Below are 14,818 nucleotides of genomic sequence, written 5' to 3'. Positions count from 1 at the left end.
TGCGGGGTATGGCGCAGCATCGGGTCAAGAAATCCCACCCCATCCAGCCCGTGCGCGTCTATAATTTCGAAAAAAAGAACGGTCGTTCTATTTTTGGTGTGCGTAAAATCTTGACGTTTACGTAAACGTCAACTCGGCGTGCGCCGTTTCACCCTCAATCACAGGAGCAAGGCATGAAAATTCTCGTCCCCGTCAAGCGCGTGGTGGACTACAACGTCAAGGTGCGCGTCAAGGCCGACGGCACGGGCGTGGACATCGCCAACGTCAAGATGAGCATGAACCCCTTTGACGAAATCGCCATCGAGGAGGCGGTGCGCCTGAAAGAAAAAGGCGTGGCCACCGAAGTGATCGCGGTGTCGTGCGGCGTGGCGCAGTGCCAGGAGACCCTGCGCACCGCCATGGCGATTGGGGCCGATCGGGCCATTTTGGTGCAGACCGAGGCCGAGCTGCAGCCGCTGGCGGTGGCCAAGCTGCTCGCTGCCTTGGTGGCCAAAGAGCAGCCCGGCCTGGTGATTTTGGGCAAGCAGGCGATCGACGACGACGCCAACCAGACCGGCCAAATGCTGGCCGCCTTGGCCAAGCTGCCCCAAGCCACTTTTGCTTCCAAAGTGGAAGTGATCGAGGGCCGGGCGCGCGTGACGCGCGAAGTCGATGGCGGGCTGGAAACGCTCAGCCTGAGCCTGCCCGCGCTGGTGAGCACCGACTTGCGCCTCAACGAGCCGCGCTACGTGACCCTGCCCAACATCATGAAGGCCAAGAAAAAGCCGCTCGACACCGTGACCCCGGCCGATCTGGGCGTGGACGTGACCCCGCGCCTCAAAACCCTCAAAGTGGCCGAGCCCGCCGCGCGCAAGGCCGGCATCCGGGTCGGCAGCGTGGCCGAGCTGGTCGACAAGCTGCGCAACGAAGCCAAAGTGATCTGAGACTGGAGAACAACCCATCATGACCGCACTCCTCATTGCTGAACACGACCACGCCTCGCTCAAAGGCGCAACGCGCAACGCCCTCACTGCCGCCTTGGCTTGCGCCCCAGAAGTGCACGTGCTGGTGGCGGGCCACCAGGCCGCACCCGCTGCCGCTGCCGCCGCGCAGCTCGCCGGGGTGAGCAAGGTGCTGCACGCCGACGGCCCGGCGCTGGCGCACGGCCTGGCCGAAAACCTGGCGGCGCAGGTGCTGGCGCTGGCCGCTGGCTACAGCCACATCGTGTTTGCCGCCACCGCCAGCGGCAAGAACGTGGCCCCGCGCGTGGCCGCTCTACTCGACGTGGCGCAGGTGAGCGAGATCACCAAGGTGCTCGCCCCCGACACCTTCGAGCGCCCCATCTACGCCGGCAACGCCGTGGCCACGGTGCAAAGCCTGGACGCCGTGAAAGTGCTCACGGTGCGCGGCACCGGCTTCGACGCCGCGCCCGCCAGCGGCGGCAACGCCACCATCGAAACCGTGGCGGCAGTGGCCGACAGCGGCTTGAGCACCTTCGTGGGCAGCGAGCTGGCCAAGAACGACCGGCCCGAACTCTCGGCGGCCAAGGTGATCGTCAGCGGTGGCCGGGCGCTGGGCAGCGCCGAGAAGTTCAAGGAGCTGCTCACGCCGCTGGCCGACAAGCTCGGGGCCGCCATTGGAGCCAGCCGCGCCGCCGTGGATGCGGGCTATGCGCCCAACGATTTGCAAGTCGGGCAGACCGGCAAGATCGTGGCGCCGCAGCTCTACATTGCCGTGGGCATTTCGGGCGCGATCCAGCACCTGGCCGGCATGAAAGACTCCAAGGTGATCGTGGCCATCAACAAAGACCCGGAATCCCCGATCTTTGGCGTGGCCGACTACGCCCTCGAAGCCGACCTGTTCACGGCGCTGCCGGAGCTGGTCAAGGCGCTGTAAGCCTGCGCAAAACGGGCAGCGCTTGGGCTGCCCGCAAACCCTGCTAAACGGAGATAAAAGATGAGCTACGTCGCCCCGGTCAAAGACCTGATGTTCAACCTCCAGCACCTGGCCGGGCTGGAGCAGGTGGCCAGCCTGCCCGGCTTCGAAGACGCCGGGCTGGAAACCGCGCAGGCGGTTCTGGAAGAATGCGCGCGCCTAAACCAAGAGGTGATTGCGCCGCTGAACTGGGAGGGCGACAAGTACCCATCGTCCTATCACGATGGCAAGGTCAGCACCACGCCGGGCTTCAAGCAGGCGTTTCGCCAGTTTGCCGAGGGCGGCTGGCAGGGTTTGCAGCACCCGGTGCAGTTTGGCGGCCAGGGCCTGCCCAAGGCCATTGGGGCCGCGTGCGTGGAGATGCTCAACTCCGCCAACCTCAGCTTTGCCCTGTGCCCGCTGCTCACCGACGGCGCCATCGAGGCGCTGCTGATTGCCGGCACGCCGGAGCAGCAGCAGACCTACCTGCCCAAAATGATTTCGGGCGAGTGGACCGGCACCATGAACCTGACCGAGCCGCAGGCCGGCTCGGACCTGGCGCTGGTTCGCAGCCGCGCCGTGCCGCTGCACGACGCCGCCGGGCAGCCCGATGGCCGCTACCAGGTGTTTGGCACCAAAATCTACATCACCTACGGTGAGCACGATATGGCCTCCAACATCGTGCACCTGGTGCTGGCGCGCACCCCCGGCGCGCCCGAGGGGGTCAAAGGCATCAGCCTGTTCATTGTGCCCAAGTTTTTGCTCAACCCTGACGGTTCTTTGGGGCCGCGCAACGATGTGCACTGCGTGAGCATCGAGCACAAGCTGGGCATCAAGGCCAGCCCGACGGCGGTGCTGCAATTTGGCGACGGCCTGGCGGGCAAGTTGCCCACGGGGCCGGGTGCCATAGGCTATTTGCTGGGGCAAGAAAACCGCGGGCTGGAAACCATGTTCATCATGATGAACGCGGCGCGCTACGCGGTGGGCGTGCAGGGCATTGCGGTGGCCGAACGGGCCTACCAGAAGGCGGTGGGCTATGCGCGCGATCGGCTGCAAAGCCGCCCGGTGGATGGCAGCTTGGCGGCGGCGGCGCCGATCATTGTGCACCCGGACGTGAAACGCATGCTGCTCACCATGCGCGCCTACACCGAAGGCTGCCGCGCCATGGCCAGCGTGGCGGCAGCGGCCTACGACGGCGCGCACCACCACCCCGAGGCCGAGCAGCGCCAGCAGCACGCCGCGTTTTACGAATTTTTGGTGCCGCTGGTCAAGGGCTACAGCACCGAAATGAGCATCGAAGTCGCCTCGCTTGGGGTGCAGGTGCACGGCGGCATGGGCTTCATCGAAGAAACCGGGGCTGCGCAGTACTACCGCGACGCCCGCATCCTCACCATCTACGAAGGCACCACGGCCATCCAGGCCAATGACTTGGTGGGGCGCAAAACCCTGCGCGACGGCGGCCGCACCGCGCGCGCCGTGGCGGCACAGATCGAGCGCACCGAAGCCGAGCTGCAAGCCAGCGGCAGCGCCCACGCGCTGGCCGTGTGCCAGCGGCTGCAAGCGGCGCGGCTGGCTTTTCTGGAGGTGCTGGAGTTCGTGCTCGAAAACGCCAAGTCCGACCCGAACGCCGTTTTTGCCGGCAGCGTGCCCTACCTGCTGCTGGGTGGCAACTTGGTGGCGGGCTGGCAAATGGCGCGGGCCCTGCTGGTGGCCGAACGCGAGCTGGCCGCTGGCAACGAGGCCGATTTCATGCGCAGCAAAATCCTGACCGCGCGCTTTTATGCCGACCACCTGCTCAGCCGCGCTGGCAGCCAGCGCGACAGCATCGTGCAAGGGCACGCCGCCGTGACCGAAATGGCCCCTGAATCTTTTTAAGCAAACTTTATGTCTCACTTGCCAGCCGCCTTGCAGCGCGTGCCGTTTCCGGTCATCGGCGCACCGCTGTTCATCATCAGCAACCCCAAACTCGTGATCGCCCAGTGCCAAGCGGGCATCGTGGGCTCCATGCCGGCGCTCAATGCGCGCCCGGCCTCGCAGCTCGACGAGTGGCTGGCCGAAATCACCGAGGCGCTGGCCGCGCACGACCGCGCGCACCCGGAGCAACCCGCGGCCCCCTTTGCCATCAACCAGATCGTGCACAAGAGCAACGACCGGCTGGAGCAGGACCTGGCCCTGTGCGCCAAGTACAGTGTGCCGATCGTCATCACCAGCTTGGGCGCCCGCACCGACGTGAACCAGGCCGTGCACAGCTGGGGCGGGGTGGTGCTGCACGACATCATCAACAACGCCTTTGCGCACAAGGCGATTGAAAAGGGTGCCGACGGGCTGGTGGCGGTGGCCGCTGGCGCCGGTGGGCACGCGGGCGTGAAAAGCCCCTTCGCGCTGGTGCAAGAAATTCGCCAGTGGTTCGATGGCCCGCTGGCGCTCTCGGGCTCCATCGCCAGCGGCGGCGCGGTGCTGGCGGCGCAGGCCATGGGGGCGGATTTTGCCTACATCGGCTCGGCCTTCATCGCCACCGAGGAAGCGCGCGCCAGCGCCGAATACAAGCAGTGCGTGGTGGACAGCAACTCGGACGACATCGTTTACAGCAACCTGTTCACCGGCGTACACGGCAACTACCTCAAGGCCTCGATCCGCAACGCCGGGCTGGACCCTGACAAGCTGCCCGAGAGCGACCCGAGCGCGATGAACTTTGGCGGTGCTGCCGCCAAGGCCTGGAAAGACATCTGGGGCTGCGGCCAAGGCATCGGCGTGATCGACCGCGTGCTGCCCGCAGCCGAGCGGGTGGCGCAACTCAAGCGCGAGTACGCGCAGGCGCGCCAGCGGCTGCTGGGTTAAAGCAGCTGCGCTGCCGGGGGTTCAGTTCCCGGCGGCGCTTGCTGTGGGTGCCAGCACGGCGCGCCAGCGCTCGGCCGTGAGCGAGTAGGCGCGGCCAAAGCCAGCCACGAAGCGCGCCGACTGCGGCTCGATCAGGAACAGCGAAAAATCTGGAAACGAGAACAGCTCCAGCGCCTCGGGCAGCCGCTCCAAGTAGGCGGCGCGGGCGGCGGCGTAGCGCGGTGAATCGGGCGGGCAGGGCAGGGCGCGGCCCTTGAGGCTCAGGCGCGGCCGTGCCAGCGGGTTGTCGCCCTCTTGCGCTTCGGCCTGGACCAGCAGCGCCACCGCCGGCTGCTCTTGCATGTCTTTGCTGTGCGTGGCCAGCCGGCTGACGTGGATGACTGCGCTGCCGCACGCGGGCAGCAGCGCAAAAGGCACCATCGACGCCGCCGGTTCGCCCCGGTGCAGGGTGGCCAGCGCGGCCAAGCGCTGCGCTTGCAGCAGGCGCTGCAGCAAGTGGAGGTCGGCGTCGGGTATGCTCACGCTGGCAGTGTAGTGCAAGCGTGGGGGCGCGAAAGACGGCTGGTGGCCCGCGCTCTGTGGTGCATGGCATTGCGCAGACCAATCTGGCAGTGACAGGATTAAACCCTGTTCATTCAATGGGTGCACGCAAGCTCGCGCAAGGGGTGCGGTTTCTGGAAAACATCGCCAGATTGGCGGGGCGGGGCCGCATCCCCGGCTTCGACGCAACCCAAGGCGCGTGCAAAAAGTACCAAAGTTTGGTATATTTTGCGGCCTGAATAGGAGCTTGCCTTATGAGCCGAAACACATCCGTAGCCCTCGGGCCACACTTCGCCAACTTCATTGATGCCCAAGTGCAGGGCGGGCGTTATGGTTCAGCCAGCGATGTCGTCAGGGCAGGTTTGCGCTTGCTGGAGGAGCATGAAGCCAAGGTGAAGGCGCTGCAAGAGGCGCTGAACGCAGGCCTTCAATCTGGTGAACCGCGCCCGTTCGATAGCACTGCGTTTTTGAGCCGAATGCACGCACAGCGTGGCTAAGCCCTATCGACTATCCCCGCTGGCCGAGGCAGACCTCGAGGAAATATGGATCTACACGCTGAAGCATTGGTCGATCGAGCAGGCGGACGACTACCATCACAAGCTTGTGGCGGCATTTGAGGGACTGGCGGCGGGCACCAAGCAGGGCCGTCCCGCCGATGTTCTGCCGGACTTCATGAAGTACCTGTGTGGCTCTCACGTGGTCTATTTTCTGAACTACCAAGACCATCTGGACGTGATTCGCATCCTGCACCAAAGGCAGGACGCCGAGCGGCATCTTTAGCCCAAGCGGTGGCGTTCTAGCAGCCTGAGGCTGCAAATCCCTACAATCCCGGTACTTCCAGCAGACGCACCCAGCGAGCGCCCATGCACACCATCCAAATCCGGTTTTTTGCCGCCCTGCGCGAGGCCTTGGGGGCGACCGAGTTGAGGCTGCCCACGGCGGCGGCCACGGTGGCCGACTTGCGCGACGAGCTGATCGCTCGCGGCGGCGCTTGGGCTGAGGCGCTGGCGCGCGGGCGTGCGGTGCGTGCGGCGCTGAACCAGGACATGGTGCCGGAGTCGGCGCCGCTCAAGGACGGCGACGAGGTGGCTTTTTTCCCGCCGGTGACAGGGGGCTGAAGGTGGCGCCACAGCCCGCAGCATTGGCGCAGGTGCGCATCCAGACCGAGGATTTCGACCTGAGCGCCGAAGTGGCCGCCTTGCACGCCGCCGATGCGCGGGTGGGGGCAGTTGCGGTGTTCGTGGGCACGGTCAGGGCGCTGGACGAGGGTCAAGCGCTCGACTGCCTGGAGCTGGAGCACTACCCCGGCATGACCGAGCGCGCCATTGAGGGCATGATCGAGCAGGCGCGGCAGCGCTTTGAGATTTTTGGCGCGCGCGTGTTGCACCGCGTCGGGCGGCTGGGGCTGGGCGAGCAGATCGTGCTGGTGGCGGTGACGGCAGCGCACCGGGGCCAAGCCTTTCAGGCCTGCGAATTTTTGATGGACTACCTCAAGACCCAGGCGCCGTTCTGGAAAAAAGAGCACAGTGCCAGCGGTTCGCGCTGGGTCGATGCGCGCGCCAGCGACGACGCGGCGCTGGCCAAATGGGGCATCGCGGCCAGCAACGCCAGCTTGGGCTAAACAGCGCCCCAGCGGCAGGCTGCGCCGCTTGAAATTTCCTGTCTGGCCCCCAACTTATGCTGCATCCACCCTTTGCGAAAGCGGCGTATGCGACTCGACAAACTCACCACCAAATTCCAGCAGGCCCTCAACGAAGCTCAGACCTTGGCGCTGGGGCAGGATCACGCCTACATCGAACCGGCGCACCTGCTCTCCGCCCTGCTGCGCCAGCCCGACGGCCCCAAGGCGCTGCTGCAGCGCGCCGGGGTCAATGTGGCGGCGCTGGCGCAGGCGGCCGACGAGGCGCTGGCCAAGCTGCCCTCGGTGCAGGGGCAAGAGCAGGTGCAGGTCGGGCGCGATTGCGTGGGGCTGCTGCAGGCGGCAGAAAAAGAATCCCTCAAGCGCGGCGACCAGTTCGTGGCCAGCGAGCTGTTTTTGCTGGCGCTGGCCGACAGCAAGTTGGCGCTGGCCGATGCCGCACGCCAGGCTGGCCTCAAGCGCCAGCCGCTGGAGGCAGCGATTGCCGCGCTGCGCGGCGGCCAGAAAGTGGACAGCCCCGAGGCCGAAGGCCAGCGCGAGGCACTGAAAAAATACACCCTCGACCTGACCGAGCGCGCCCGCGCCGGCAAGCTGGACCCGGTGATTGGGCGCGACGACGAAATCCGGCGCGCCATCCAGGTGCTGCAGCGGCGCAGCAAAAACAACCCGGTGCTGATCGGCGAGCCTGGCGTGGGCAAAACCGCCATCGTCGAAGGGCTGGCGCAGCGCATCGTGGCGGGCGAAGTGCCCGAGAGCCTGAAAGACAAGCGCGTGCTGGTGCTCGACATGGCCGGGCTGCTGGCCGGGGCCAAATACCGGGGCGAGTTCGAGGAGCGGCTGAAATCGGTGCTCAAAGAAGTGGCCGCCGACGAGGGCCGCATCATCCTGTTCATCGACGAGCTGCACACCATGGTCGGGGCGGGCCGGGCCGAGGGCGCGATCGACGCCGGCAACATGCTCAAACCGGCGCTGGCGCGCGGCGAGCTGCACTGCATCGGTGCCACCACGCTCGACGAATACCGCAAATACGTGGAAAAAGACGCGGCGCTGGAGCGGCGCTTCCAGAAGGTGCTGGTCGATGAGCCCAGCGTGGAGGCCACCGTCGCCATCCTGCGCGGCCTGCAGGAAAAGTACGAAGTGCACCACGGCGTGGAAATCACCGACCCGGCCATCGTCGCCGCGGCCGAGCTCAGCCACCGCTACATCACGGATCGCTTTTTGCCCGACAAGGCCATCGACCTGATCGACGAAGCCGCGGCCAAAATCAAGATCGAGATCGACTCCAAGCCCGAGGCGATGGACAAGCTGGATCGGCGCATGATCCAACTCAAGATCGAGCGCGAGGCGGTGCGCAAAGAAAAAGACGAGGCCTCGCAAAAGCGCATGGCGCTGCTCGAAGAGGAGCTCACCAAGCTGCAACGCGAATCCAACGACCTGGAAGAAATCTGGAAAAGCGAAAAAGCCGCCGCCCAAGGCTCGGACCAGGTGCGCAAAGACATCGAGCAGATCAAAATCCAGATTGAGGAATGGACCCGCAAGGGCGACTTCAACCGCGTGGCCGAACTGCAATACGGCCGCCTGCCCGAGTTGGAAAAGCGCCTGCGCGACGCGCAAGCCCAAGAAGCGGCGGGGGAGGGCACAGCCGGTGCGCCCAAGCTCTTGCGCACCCAGGTGGGGGCCGAGGAAATCGCCGAAGTGGTGGCGCGCGCCACCGGCATTCCGGTGGCCAAGCTGATGCAGGGCGAGCGCGACAAGCTGCTGCAAATGGAGGGCAAGTTGCACCAGCGCGTGGTCGGGCAGGACGAAGCCATCGTGGCCGTGGCCAATGCCATTCGGCGTTCGCGCGCAGGCTTGAGCGACCCGAACCGGCCGCTGGGCAGTTTTCTGTTCTTGGGGCCTACTGGCGTGGGCAAGACCGAGCTGTGCAAGGCGCTGGCGGCGTTTTTGTTCGACAGCGAGGAGCACCTGATCCGCATCGACATGAGCGAGTTCATGGAAAAGCACTCGGTGGCGCGCCTGATCGGGGCACCGCCGGGCTATGTGGGCTACGAGGAAGGCGGCTACCTGACCGAGCTGGTGCGGCGCAAGCCCTACAGCGTGATCTTGCTCGACGAAGTGGAAAAAGCGCACCCGGATGTGTTCAACGTGCTGCTGCAAGTGCTCGACGACGGGCGCCTGACCGACGGCCAGGGGCGCACGGTGGACTTCAAAAACGCCGTGATCGCCATGACCTCCAACATCGGCTCGCCGCTCATTCAAGCCATGGTCGGGCAAGACCCAGAGGACATCAAGGACGCGGTGTGGGGCGAGCTCAAGCAGCACTTTAGGCCCGAGTTTCTGAACCGCATCGACGAAACCGTGCTCTTTCACGGCCTCAATGCCGAGCACATCGCACGCATCGCCCGCATCCAGTTGCAGGTGCTGGCCGAGCGCTTGGCGCGGCTCGAGCTGGGCTTGCAGGTGAGCGAGGCGGCGCTGGCGGAGCTGGCCAAGGTCGGTTTCGACCCGGTGTTTGGGGCGCGCCCGCTCAAGCGCGCCATCCAGCAGCGCATCGAAAACCCGCTCTCGCGCCAGATTCTGGAGGGGCACTTTTTGCCCAAAAGCGTGATCACGGTGGAGGTGGACCCGATCCAGGCGCCGGGGCAGTTCCAGTTTGGCGCCGCCGACCCAGCCTAAAGCCAGAGGTCTGGGGGGCGGTCACCCCGCCTTGGGGGCAGTGGCGCGCTGCTTGTCAGGCAGGCGCAAGCCGTGCGGACAAAATCGCGCCAGTTGAAGAAAAAACCCCCAAGGCCGCCGCCTTGGTCACCCCGTCAGGAGCCAAACCCCATGACCGCCAGCGCCGCCGCACCCAGCGCCCCTTACGCCGACTTTTACCGCCGCTCGATCGACGAGCGCGAGGCTTTCTGGGCCGAGCAGGCGCAGCTGATCGATTGGCAGCAGCCCTTTGAGCAAGTCTGCGACGCCAGCCAGCCAGCCTTTGCGCGCTGGTTTGTGGGTGGGCGCACCAACCTGTGCCACAACGCCGTCGATCGGCACCTGCCCGAGCGCGCCGAGCAAAACGCGCTCATCTATGTGTCCTCCGAAACCGGGATTGAAACGGTTTACAGCTACCGCGAGCTGCACGCCGAGGTGCAGCGCATGGCGGCGGTGTTGCTTGACCTGGGCGTGCGCAAGGGCGACCGGGTGCTGATTTACATGCCCATGATCGCCGAGGCCGCCTTTGCCATGCTGGCCTGTGCGCGCATCGGGGCCATTCATTCGGTGGTTTTTGGCGGTTTTGCCAGCCACGCGCTGGCCAACCGAATCGACGATGCGCGCCCGGCCCTGATCGTCAGCGCCGACGCGGGCATGCGCGGCGGCAAGGTGCTGCCCTACCAGCCCTTGCTCGACGAAGCGCTGCGCTTAAGCCAGCACCCGCCGCAGCAGGTGCTGATGGTCAACCGCGGCCTGGCCGCGCTCAGCCCGGTGGCCGGATGCTATGTGGACTACGCCACTGCGCGGGCCCGCTTCCTGCACGCCCAAGTGCCGTGCGAATGGCTAGAGAGCAGCGAGCCGAGCTACATCCTCTACACCAGCGGCACCACCGGCAAGCCCAAGGGGGTGCAGCGCGACACCGGCGGCTACGCGGTGGCGCTGGCGGCCTCGATGCGCCACATCTACCTCAGCCAGCCGGGCGAAACCTTCTTTGCCACCTCCGACATCGGCTGGGTGGTTGGGCACAGCTACATCATCTACGGCCCGCTGCTCAACGGCATGGCCACCCTGATGTACGAGGGCCTGCCGATCCGCCCCGACGCAGGCATCTGGTGGAGCCTGGTAGAAAAATACCGCGTCAACGTGATGTTCTCGGCCCCCACGGCGGCGCGCGTGCTCAAAAAGCAAGACCCGGCCTACCTGAGCCAATACGACCTCTCCAGCCTCAAAGCCCTGTTTTTGGCGGGCGAGCCGCTCGATGAACCGACCGCGAGCTGGATTGGGGCCGCCATCCACAAGCCCATCATCGACAACTACTGGCAGACCGAGACCGGCTGGCCGATTCTGGCGCTGTGCAGCGGCGTCGAGCCCGGCGCCGTGGGCCAGATCGGCTCACCCGGCCGCGCGGTCTATGGCTTTGATGTGCGCCTGGTGGACGAGAGCACGGGGCAAGACATCACCGAACCGAACCGCAAGGGCGTGCTGGCCATTGCAGGGCCGCTGCCGCCGGGCTGTTTGCAAACCGTGTGGGGCGACGACGCGCGCTACCTGCGCACCTACTGGTCCAGCATCCCCGGGCGCGAGCTCTACAGCACCTTCGACTGGGGCCTGCGTGATGAAAAAGGTTTTTACTTCATTCTGGGCCGCACCGACGATGTGATCAACGTTGCCGGGCACCGGCTGGGCACGCGCGAGATCGAGGAGGCCATAGCCAGCCACCCCAATGTGGCCGAGGTGGCGGTGGTGGGCCGCGCCGACGCGCTCAAGGGCCAGGTGGCGGTGGCGTTTGTGGTGTCCAAAAACCCGGCGCTGCTGGCTTCGGCCGAAGCGGTGCAAGAGCAAGAGCAGGCCATCATGCAGTGTGTGGATGCACAACTCGGGGCCGTGGCGCGCCCGGCGCGGGTCTGCTTCGTGACCACGCTGCCCAAAACGCGCTCGGGCAAGTTGCTGCGCCGCGCCATGCAGGCGGTCTGCGAGGGCCGCGACCCCGGCGACCTCAGCACCCTGGACGACCCAGCGACCTTGCAGCAGATTCGGGATTTGCTGGGCTGAGCGTGTCGGCTGGGCTGGCGTTCGTTGCGGGCTTTGACAGGTCTGCCCGGGCAAGCCAGCACGGTTATCATTGAGGTTTGGCAACCTCCGGTTCATACCCATGCACACCCACGACGACGCGGCGGCCACTCACGACAATGACCGCGTGTTTGAGCGCGCCGCCGAGTTGTTCGGCATCTTGTCCACGCCCATGCGCCTGCGCATCCTGAGCGCGCTGTGCGACAAGGAGAAATCCGTCTCCGAGTTGCTGGCCGAAATCGACACCACCCAGCCCAACCTGTCGCAGCACCTCAATTTGCTGTACCGCGCCGGTGTGCTGGCCAAGCGCAAAGAGGGCACGCAAGTGATTTACCGGGTGCAGAGCGCGCGCGCCGTCAACCTGTGCCGCAGCGTGTGCACCCAGATTGCGATCGAGCTCGATGACCCACCCTCGGTGCCGGTTTCGCAGCGCCTCGTGCCACCCACCATGCCCTGATGGCACCCTTGCAACCCCCTGTTTCGATGATGGGCGAACCCAGCGCCGCTTGGCAGCAGCGCAGCCTGGCCAGCGTCTGGCACCCTTGCACCCAAATGCAGCGCGCCGCCGCCGTGCCGCCGCTGCCGGTGGCGCGCGCCAGCGGCCCTTGGCTCTACGACCCCGAGGGGCGGCGCTACTTCGACACCAGCAGCAGTTGGTGGGTGAACTTGTTTGGCCACGCCGACCCCGGCATCGCCGCCGCCCTCAAGGCCCAGCTCGACGAATTGCCGCACGTGATGCTGGCCGGCTGCACCCACGCCCCGGCGGTGGAGCTGGCCGAGCGCCTGAGCTCGCGCACCAGTGGCCAGCTCGGGCACCTGTTCTTTGCCAGCGACGGCGCTTCGGCGGTGGAAATTGCGCTCAAGATGAGCGTGCACCACTGGAGCAACTGCGGCCAGCCGGGCAAGCGCGAGTTCGTCTGCCTGCAAGGTGGCTACCATGGCGAAACGCTGGGCGCGCTGGCCGTGACCGACGTGCCAGTGTTTCGCAGCGCCTACGCGCCGCTGCTCTACGGCGGCGCGCACCTCGTGCCATCGCCCGATGCGCGCCTGGCCGGGCCGGGTGAAGACGCCGCCGCCGTGGCCGAGCGCGCTGCCGCTGCGCTGGAGGCCCTGCTGGCGCAGCGCCACGCCCACATTGCGGCGCTGATCGTCGAGCCGCTGGTGCAGGGCGCGGCCGGCATGGCCATGCACCACGCGCACTATCTGCGCCGCGCCCGCGAGCTGTGTGAGCGCTACCAGGTGCACCTGATCGCCGACGAAATCGCGGTGGGCTTTGGCCGCACCGGCAGCTTTTTTGCCTGCCAGCAAGCCGGCATCTGGCCCGACCTGCTGTGCCTGTCCAAGGGCATCACGGGCGGCTTTTTGCCGCTCTCGGTGGTGCTGTGCCGCAGCGCCATCTACCGCGCCTTTTTGAGCGACGACGTGGCGCGCGGCTTCCTGCACTCGCACTCGTACAGCGGCAACGCGCTGGCCTGCCGCGCCGCGCTGGCGGTGTTGGATCGCTTCGAGCAGCGCGATGTGCTGGGCGACAACGCCCGCCTGGCGGCCGTGCTCGACACCGCGCTGGCCCCGCTGGCGCAAGACCCGCGCCTGCAACACCTGCGCCGCTGCGGCATGATCTGGGCCTTCGATGTGCGCCCCGAGCACGCACCAGAGCGCTTTGCCGAGCGCCTGCACACGGTGGGGCGCGCACACGAGTTGCTGATTCGCCCGATCGGCCGCACCGTCTATCTGATGCCGCCCTACGTGCTCGATGCAGCGCTGGCGCGCTGGCTGGGCGAGCGCCTGATCCAGACCCTGAATACCACCCTGAACCCTGCGGCGGCTGGCTACCCCGGTGCCGCATGGCCCCCCGATGCTGATCGAACACCTGAACCGTCAACTGCTTGAACTCGACGCCGCGGCCCTGCGGCGGCGCTTGCGCACCCACACCACACCCTGCCAGCCGCACCTGCAACTGCAAGGCGCGCCACAGCCGCTGCTGGCTTTTTGCAGCAACGACTACCTCGGGCTGGCCAATCACCCGGCGCTGGTGCAGGCGCTGGCCGACGGGGCGCGGCGCTGGGGCGTGGGCAGCGGGGCTTCGCACCTGGTCAGCGGCCATTACGCGGCGCACGTCGCGCTGGAGCAGCGGCTGGCCGACTGGCAGGCGGCGCACATTCCGGGTGCGCGCGCGCTGCTGTTTGGCAGCGGTTACGCGGCCAACATCGGGCTGCTCACGGCCTTGGGCGAGGCCGCGGCCACGCTGTTTTGCGACCAACTCAACCACGCCTCGCTGATCGACGGTGCGCGGCTGGCCAAGGCGGCGGTGCAGCGCTACCCGCACGCCGACCTGGCTGCGCTGGCGCAGCAGTTGCAAGCCTGCACCACGCCGCTCAAGCTGATCGTCACCGACTCGGTGTTCAGCATGGACGGCGACCTGGCCGACCTGCCCGCGCTGCTGCAACTGGCCGAGCGCCACGACGCCTGGCTGATCATCGACGACGCGCACGGCTTTGGGGTGCTGGGCGCGCGTGGGCACGGCTGCTTGCAGCACTTTGGCCTGCGCAGCGAGCGCCTGATCTACATGGGCACGCTGGGCAAGGCGGCGGGCGTGTATGGGGCCTTCGTGGCCGCGCACCCCAGCATCGTCGAATGGCTGCTGCAACGCAGCCGCACCTATATCTACACCACGGCGCTGCCGCCCGCGTTGGCGCAGGCGCTGCAAAGCAGCCTAGATTTGATCGAAGGCCCCGAAGGCGCGGCGCGCCGGCAGCAGCTCCAGGCCCTGATCGGGCGCTGGCGCGCTGGGGTGCAGCCCTTGCTGGCGGCCGCAAAGGGTGAGCAAGGCGGCCTGCACCTGCCCGATTCGCACACCCCGATCCAGCCGCTGATCGTCGGCGATAATGCGCGCACGCTGGCCTTGGACGCCGCCTTGCAGGTGCGCGGCCTGCGCGTGCCAGCGATCCGCCCGCCGACTGTGCCGCTGGGCAGTGCGCGCCTGCGGCTCACCTTCAGCGCCAGCCATACCCAGGCCGACCTGGAGCGCCTGCTGGCGGCGCTGGCCGAATCCTTGCAGGAATTGAATTCATGACCCTTCCTACCGCCCCAGCCCCAGCCCCAGCCCCAGCCCCAGCCCCAGCCCCAGCCCCAGCCCCAGCCCCA

The 14,818-nt window shown here is 66.7% G+C and carries 14 protein-coding genes; 13 read left to right on the top strand and 1 reads right to left on the bottom strand.

The window, feature by feature from the left end:
- The first annotated feature begins 173 nt into the window (after positions 1–173).
- The 4 genes from SRAH_RS08335 to SRAH_RS08320 are packed head-to-tail and all read left to right on the top strand — an operon-like array spanning position 174 to position 4,731.
- Positions 174–923, top strand: coding sequence for an electron transfer flavoprotein subunit beta/FixA family protein (locus SRAH_RS08335; RefSeq protein ID WP_029462889.1), 750 nt, complete (start codon positions 174–176; stop codon positions 921–923).
- A gap of 19 nt (positions 924–942) precedes the next feature.
- Complete coding sequence (locus SRAH_RS08330) at positions 943–1,875, top strand: electron transfer flavoprotein subunit alpha/FixB family protein (RefSeq protein ID WP_029462888.1); 933 nt, start codon at positions 943–945, stop codon at positions 1,873–1,875.
- Between the two features lie 60 nt (positions 1,876–1,935).
- Positions 1,936–3,768, top strand: a complete 1,833-nt coding sequence (locus SRAH_RS08325) for an acyl-CoA dehydrogenase (protein WP_029462887.1) — start codon at positions 1,936–1,938, stop codon at positions 3,766–3,768.
- Positions 3,769–3,777: 9 nt separating this feature from the next.
- Positions 3,778–4,731: an NAD(P)H-dependent flavin oxidoreductase gene (locus SRAH_RS08320; protein ID WP_029462886.1), complete on the top strand. Its 954-nt coding sequence runs from the start codon at positions 3,778–3,780 to the stop codon at positions 4,729–4,731.
- A 21-nt stretch (positions 4,732–4,752) separates the two neighbouring features.
- Here the strand turns inward: SRAH_RS08320 and SRAH_RS08315 are convergent, their stop codons facing one another.
- Positions 4,753–5,253 carry a HugZ family pyridoxamine 5'-phosphate oxidase gene (locus SRAH_RS08315; RefSeq protein WP_197537866.1) on the bottom strand — a complete coding sequence of 167 codons (501 nt, stop codon included), beginning with the start codon at positions 5,251–5,253 and terminating at the stop codon, positions 4,753–4,755.
- Positions 5,254–5,525: 272 nt separating this feature from the next.
- On the opposite strand from SRAH_RS08315, the gene SRAH_RS08305 reads away from it, so the two are divergent.
- The 9 genes from SRAH_RS08305 to bioF all read left to right on the top strand — a co-directional run bounded on the left by SRAH_RS08305 (position 5,526) and on the right by bioF (position 14,747).
- A complete protein-coding gene (locus tag SRAH_RS08305) occupies positions 5,526–5,768 on the top strand; it encodes a type II toxin-antitoxin system ParD family antitoxin (protein WP_029462884.1) in 243 nt (80 codons plus the stop codon).
- Positions 5,761–6,051, top strand: coding sequence for a type II toxin-antitoxin system RelE/ParE family toxin (locus tag SRAH_RS08300; RefSeq protein ID WP_029462883.1), 291 nt, complete (start codon positions 5,761–5,763; stop codon positions 6,049–6,051). The genes SRAH_RS08305 and SRAH_RS08300 overlap by 8 nt, the downstream gene beginning before the upstream one ends.
- 83 nt (positions 6,052–6,134) lie before the next feature.
- Positions 6,135–6,389, top strand: a complete 255-nt coding sequence (gene moaD, locus SRAH_RS08295) for a molybdopterin converting factor subunit 1 (protein WP_029462882.1) — start codon at positions 6,135–6,137, stop codon at positions 6,387–6,389.
- Positions 6,390–6,391: 2 nt separating this feature from the next.
- Positions 6,392–6,892 carry a molybdenum cofactor biosynthesis protein MoaE gene (locus SRAH_RS08290; RefSeq protein WP_232841022.1) on the top strand — a complete coding sequence of 167 codons (501 nt, stop codon included), beginning with the start codon at positions 6,392–6,394 and terminating at the stop codon, positions 6,890–6,892.
- An 87-nt stretch (positions 6,893–6,979) separates the two neighbouring features.
- Positions 6,980–9,586, top strand: a complete 2,607-nt coding sequence (gene clpB / locus SRAH_RS08285) for an ATP-dependent chaperone ClpB (RefSeq protein ID WP_029462880.1) — start codon at positions 6,980–6,982, stop codon at positions 9,584–9,586.
- A 150-nt stretch (positions 9,587–9,736) separates the two neighbouring features.
- Entirely contained in the window at positions 9,737–11,656 is a 1,920-nt protein-coding gene (locus SRAH_RS08280; RefSeq protein ID WP_029462879.1) for a propionate--CoA ligase, read from the top strand.
- Between the two features lie 100 nt (positions 11,657–11,756).
- Positions 11,757–12,131: an ArsR/SmtB family transcription factor gene (locus SRAH_RS08275; RefSeq protein WP_029462878.1), complete on the top strand. Its 375-nt coding sequence runs from the start codon at positions 11,757–11,759 to the stop codon at positions 12,129–12,131.
- Positions 12,131–13,564 (top strand): adenosylmethionine--8-amino-7-oxononanoate transaminase, encoded by a 1,434-nt coding sequence (gene bioA, locus SRAH_RS08270; protein ID WP_029462877.1) that lies wholly within the window; start codon positions 12,131–12,133, stop codon positions 13,562–13,564. The genes SRAH_RS08275 and bioA overlap by 1 nt, the downstream gene beginning before the upstream one ends.
- Positions 13,530–14,747 carry an 8-amino-7-oxononanoate synthase gene (gene bioF, locus SRAH_RS08265; protein WP_029462876.1) on the top strand — a complete coding sequence of 406 codons (1,218 nt, stop codon included), beginning with the start codon at positions 13,530–13,532 and terminating at the stop codon, positions 14,745–14,747. Before bioA ends, bioF begins: the two co-directional genes overlap by 35 nt.
- Positions 14,748–14,818: the final 71 nt, after the last annotated feature.

This window comes from Serpentinimonas barnesii, from assembly GCF_000696225.1.
GTDB classification, from domain to species: Bacteria; Pseudomonadota; Gammaproteobacteria; order Burkholderiales; family Burkholderiaceae_C; genus Serpentinimonas; species Serpentinimonas barnesii.
Note: the sequence above shows the minus strand (reverse complement) of the source record. Positions and strands in the feature narration are given on the sequence as shown.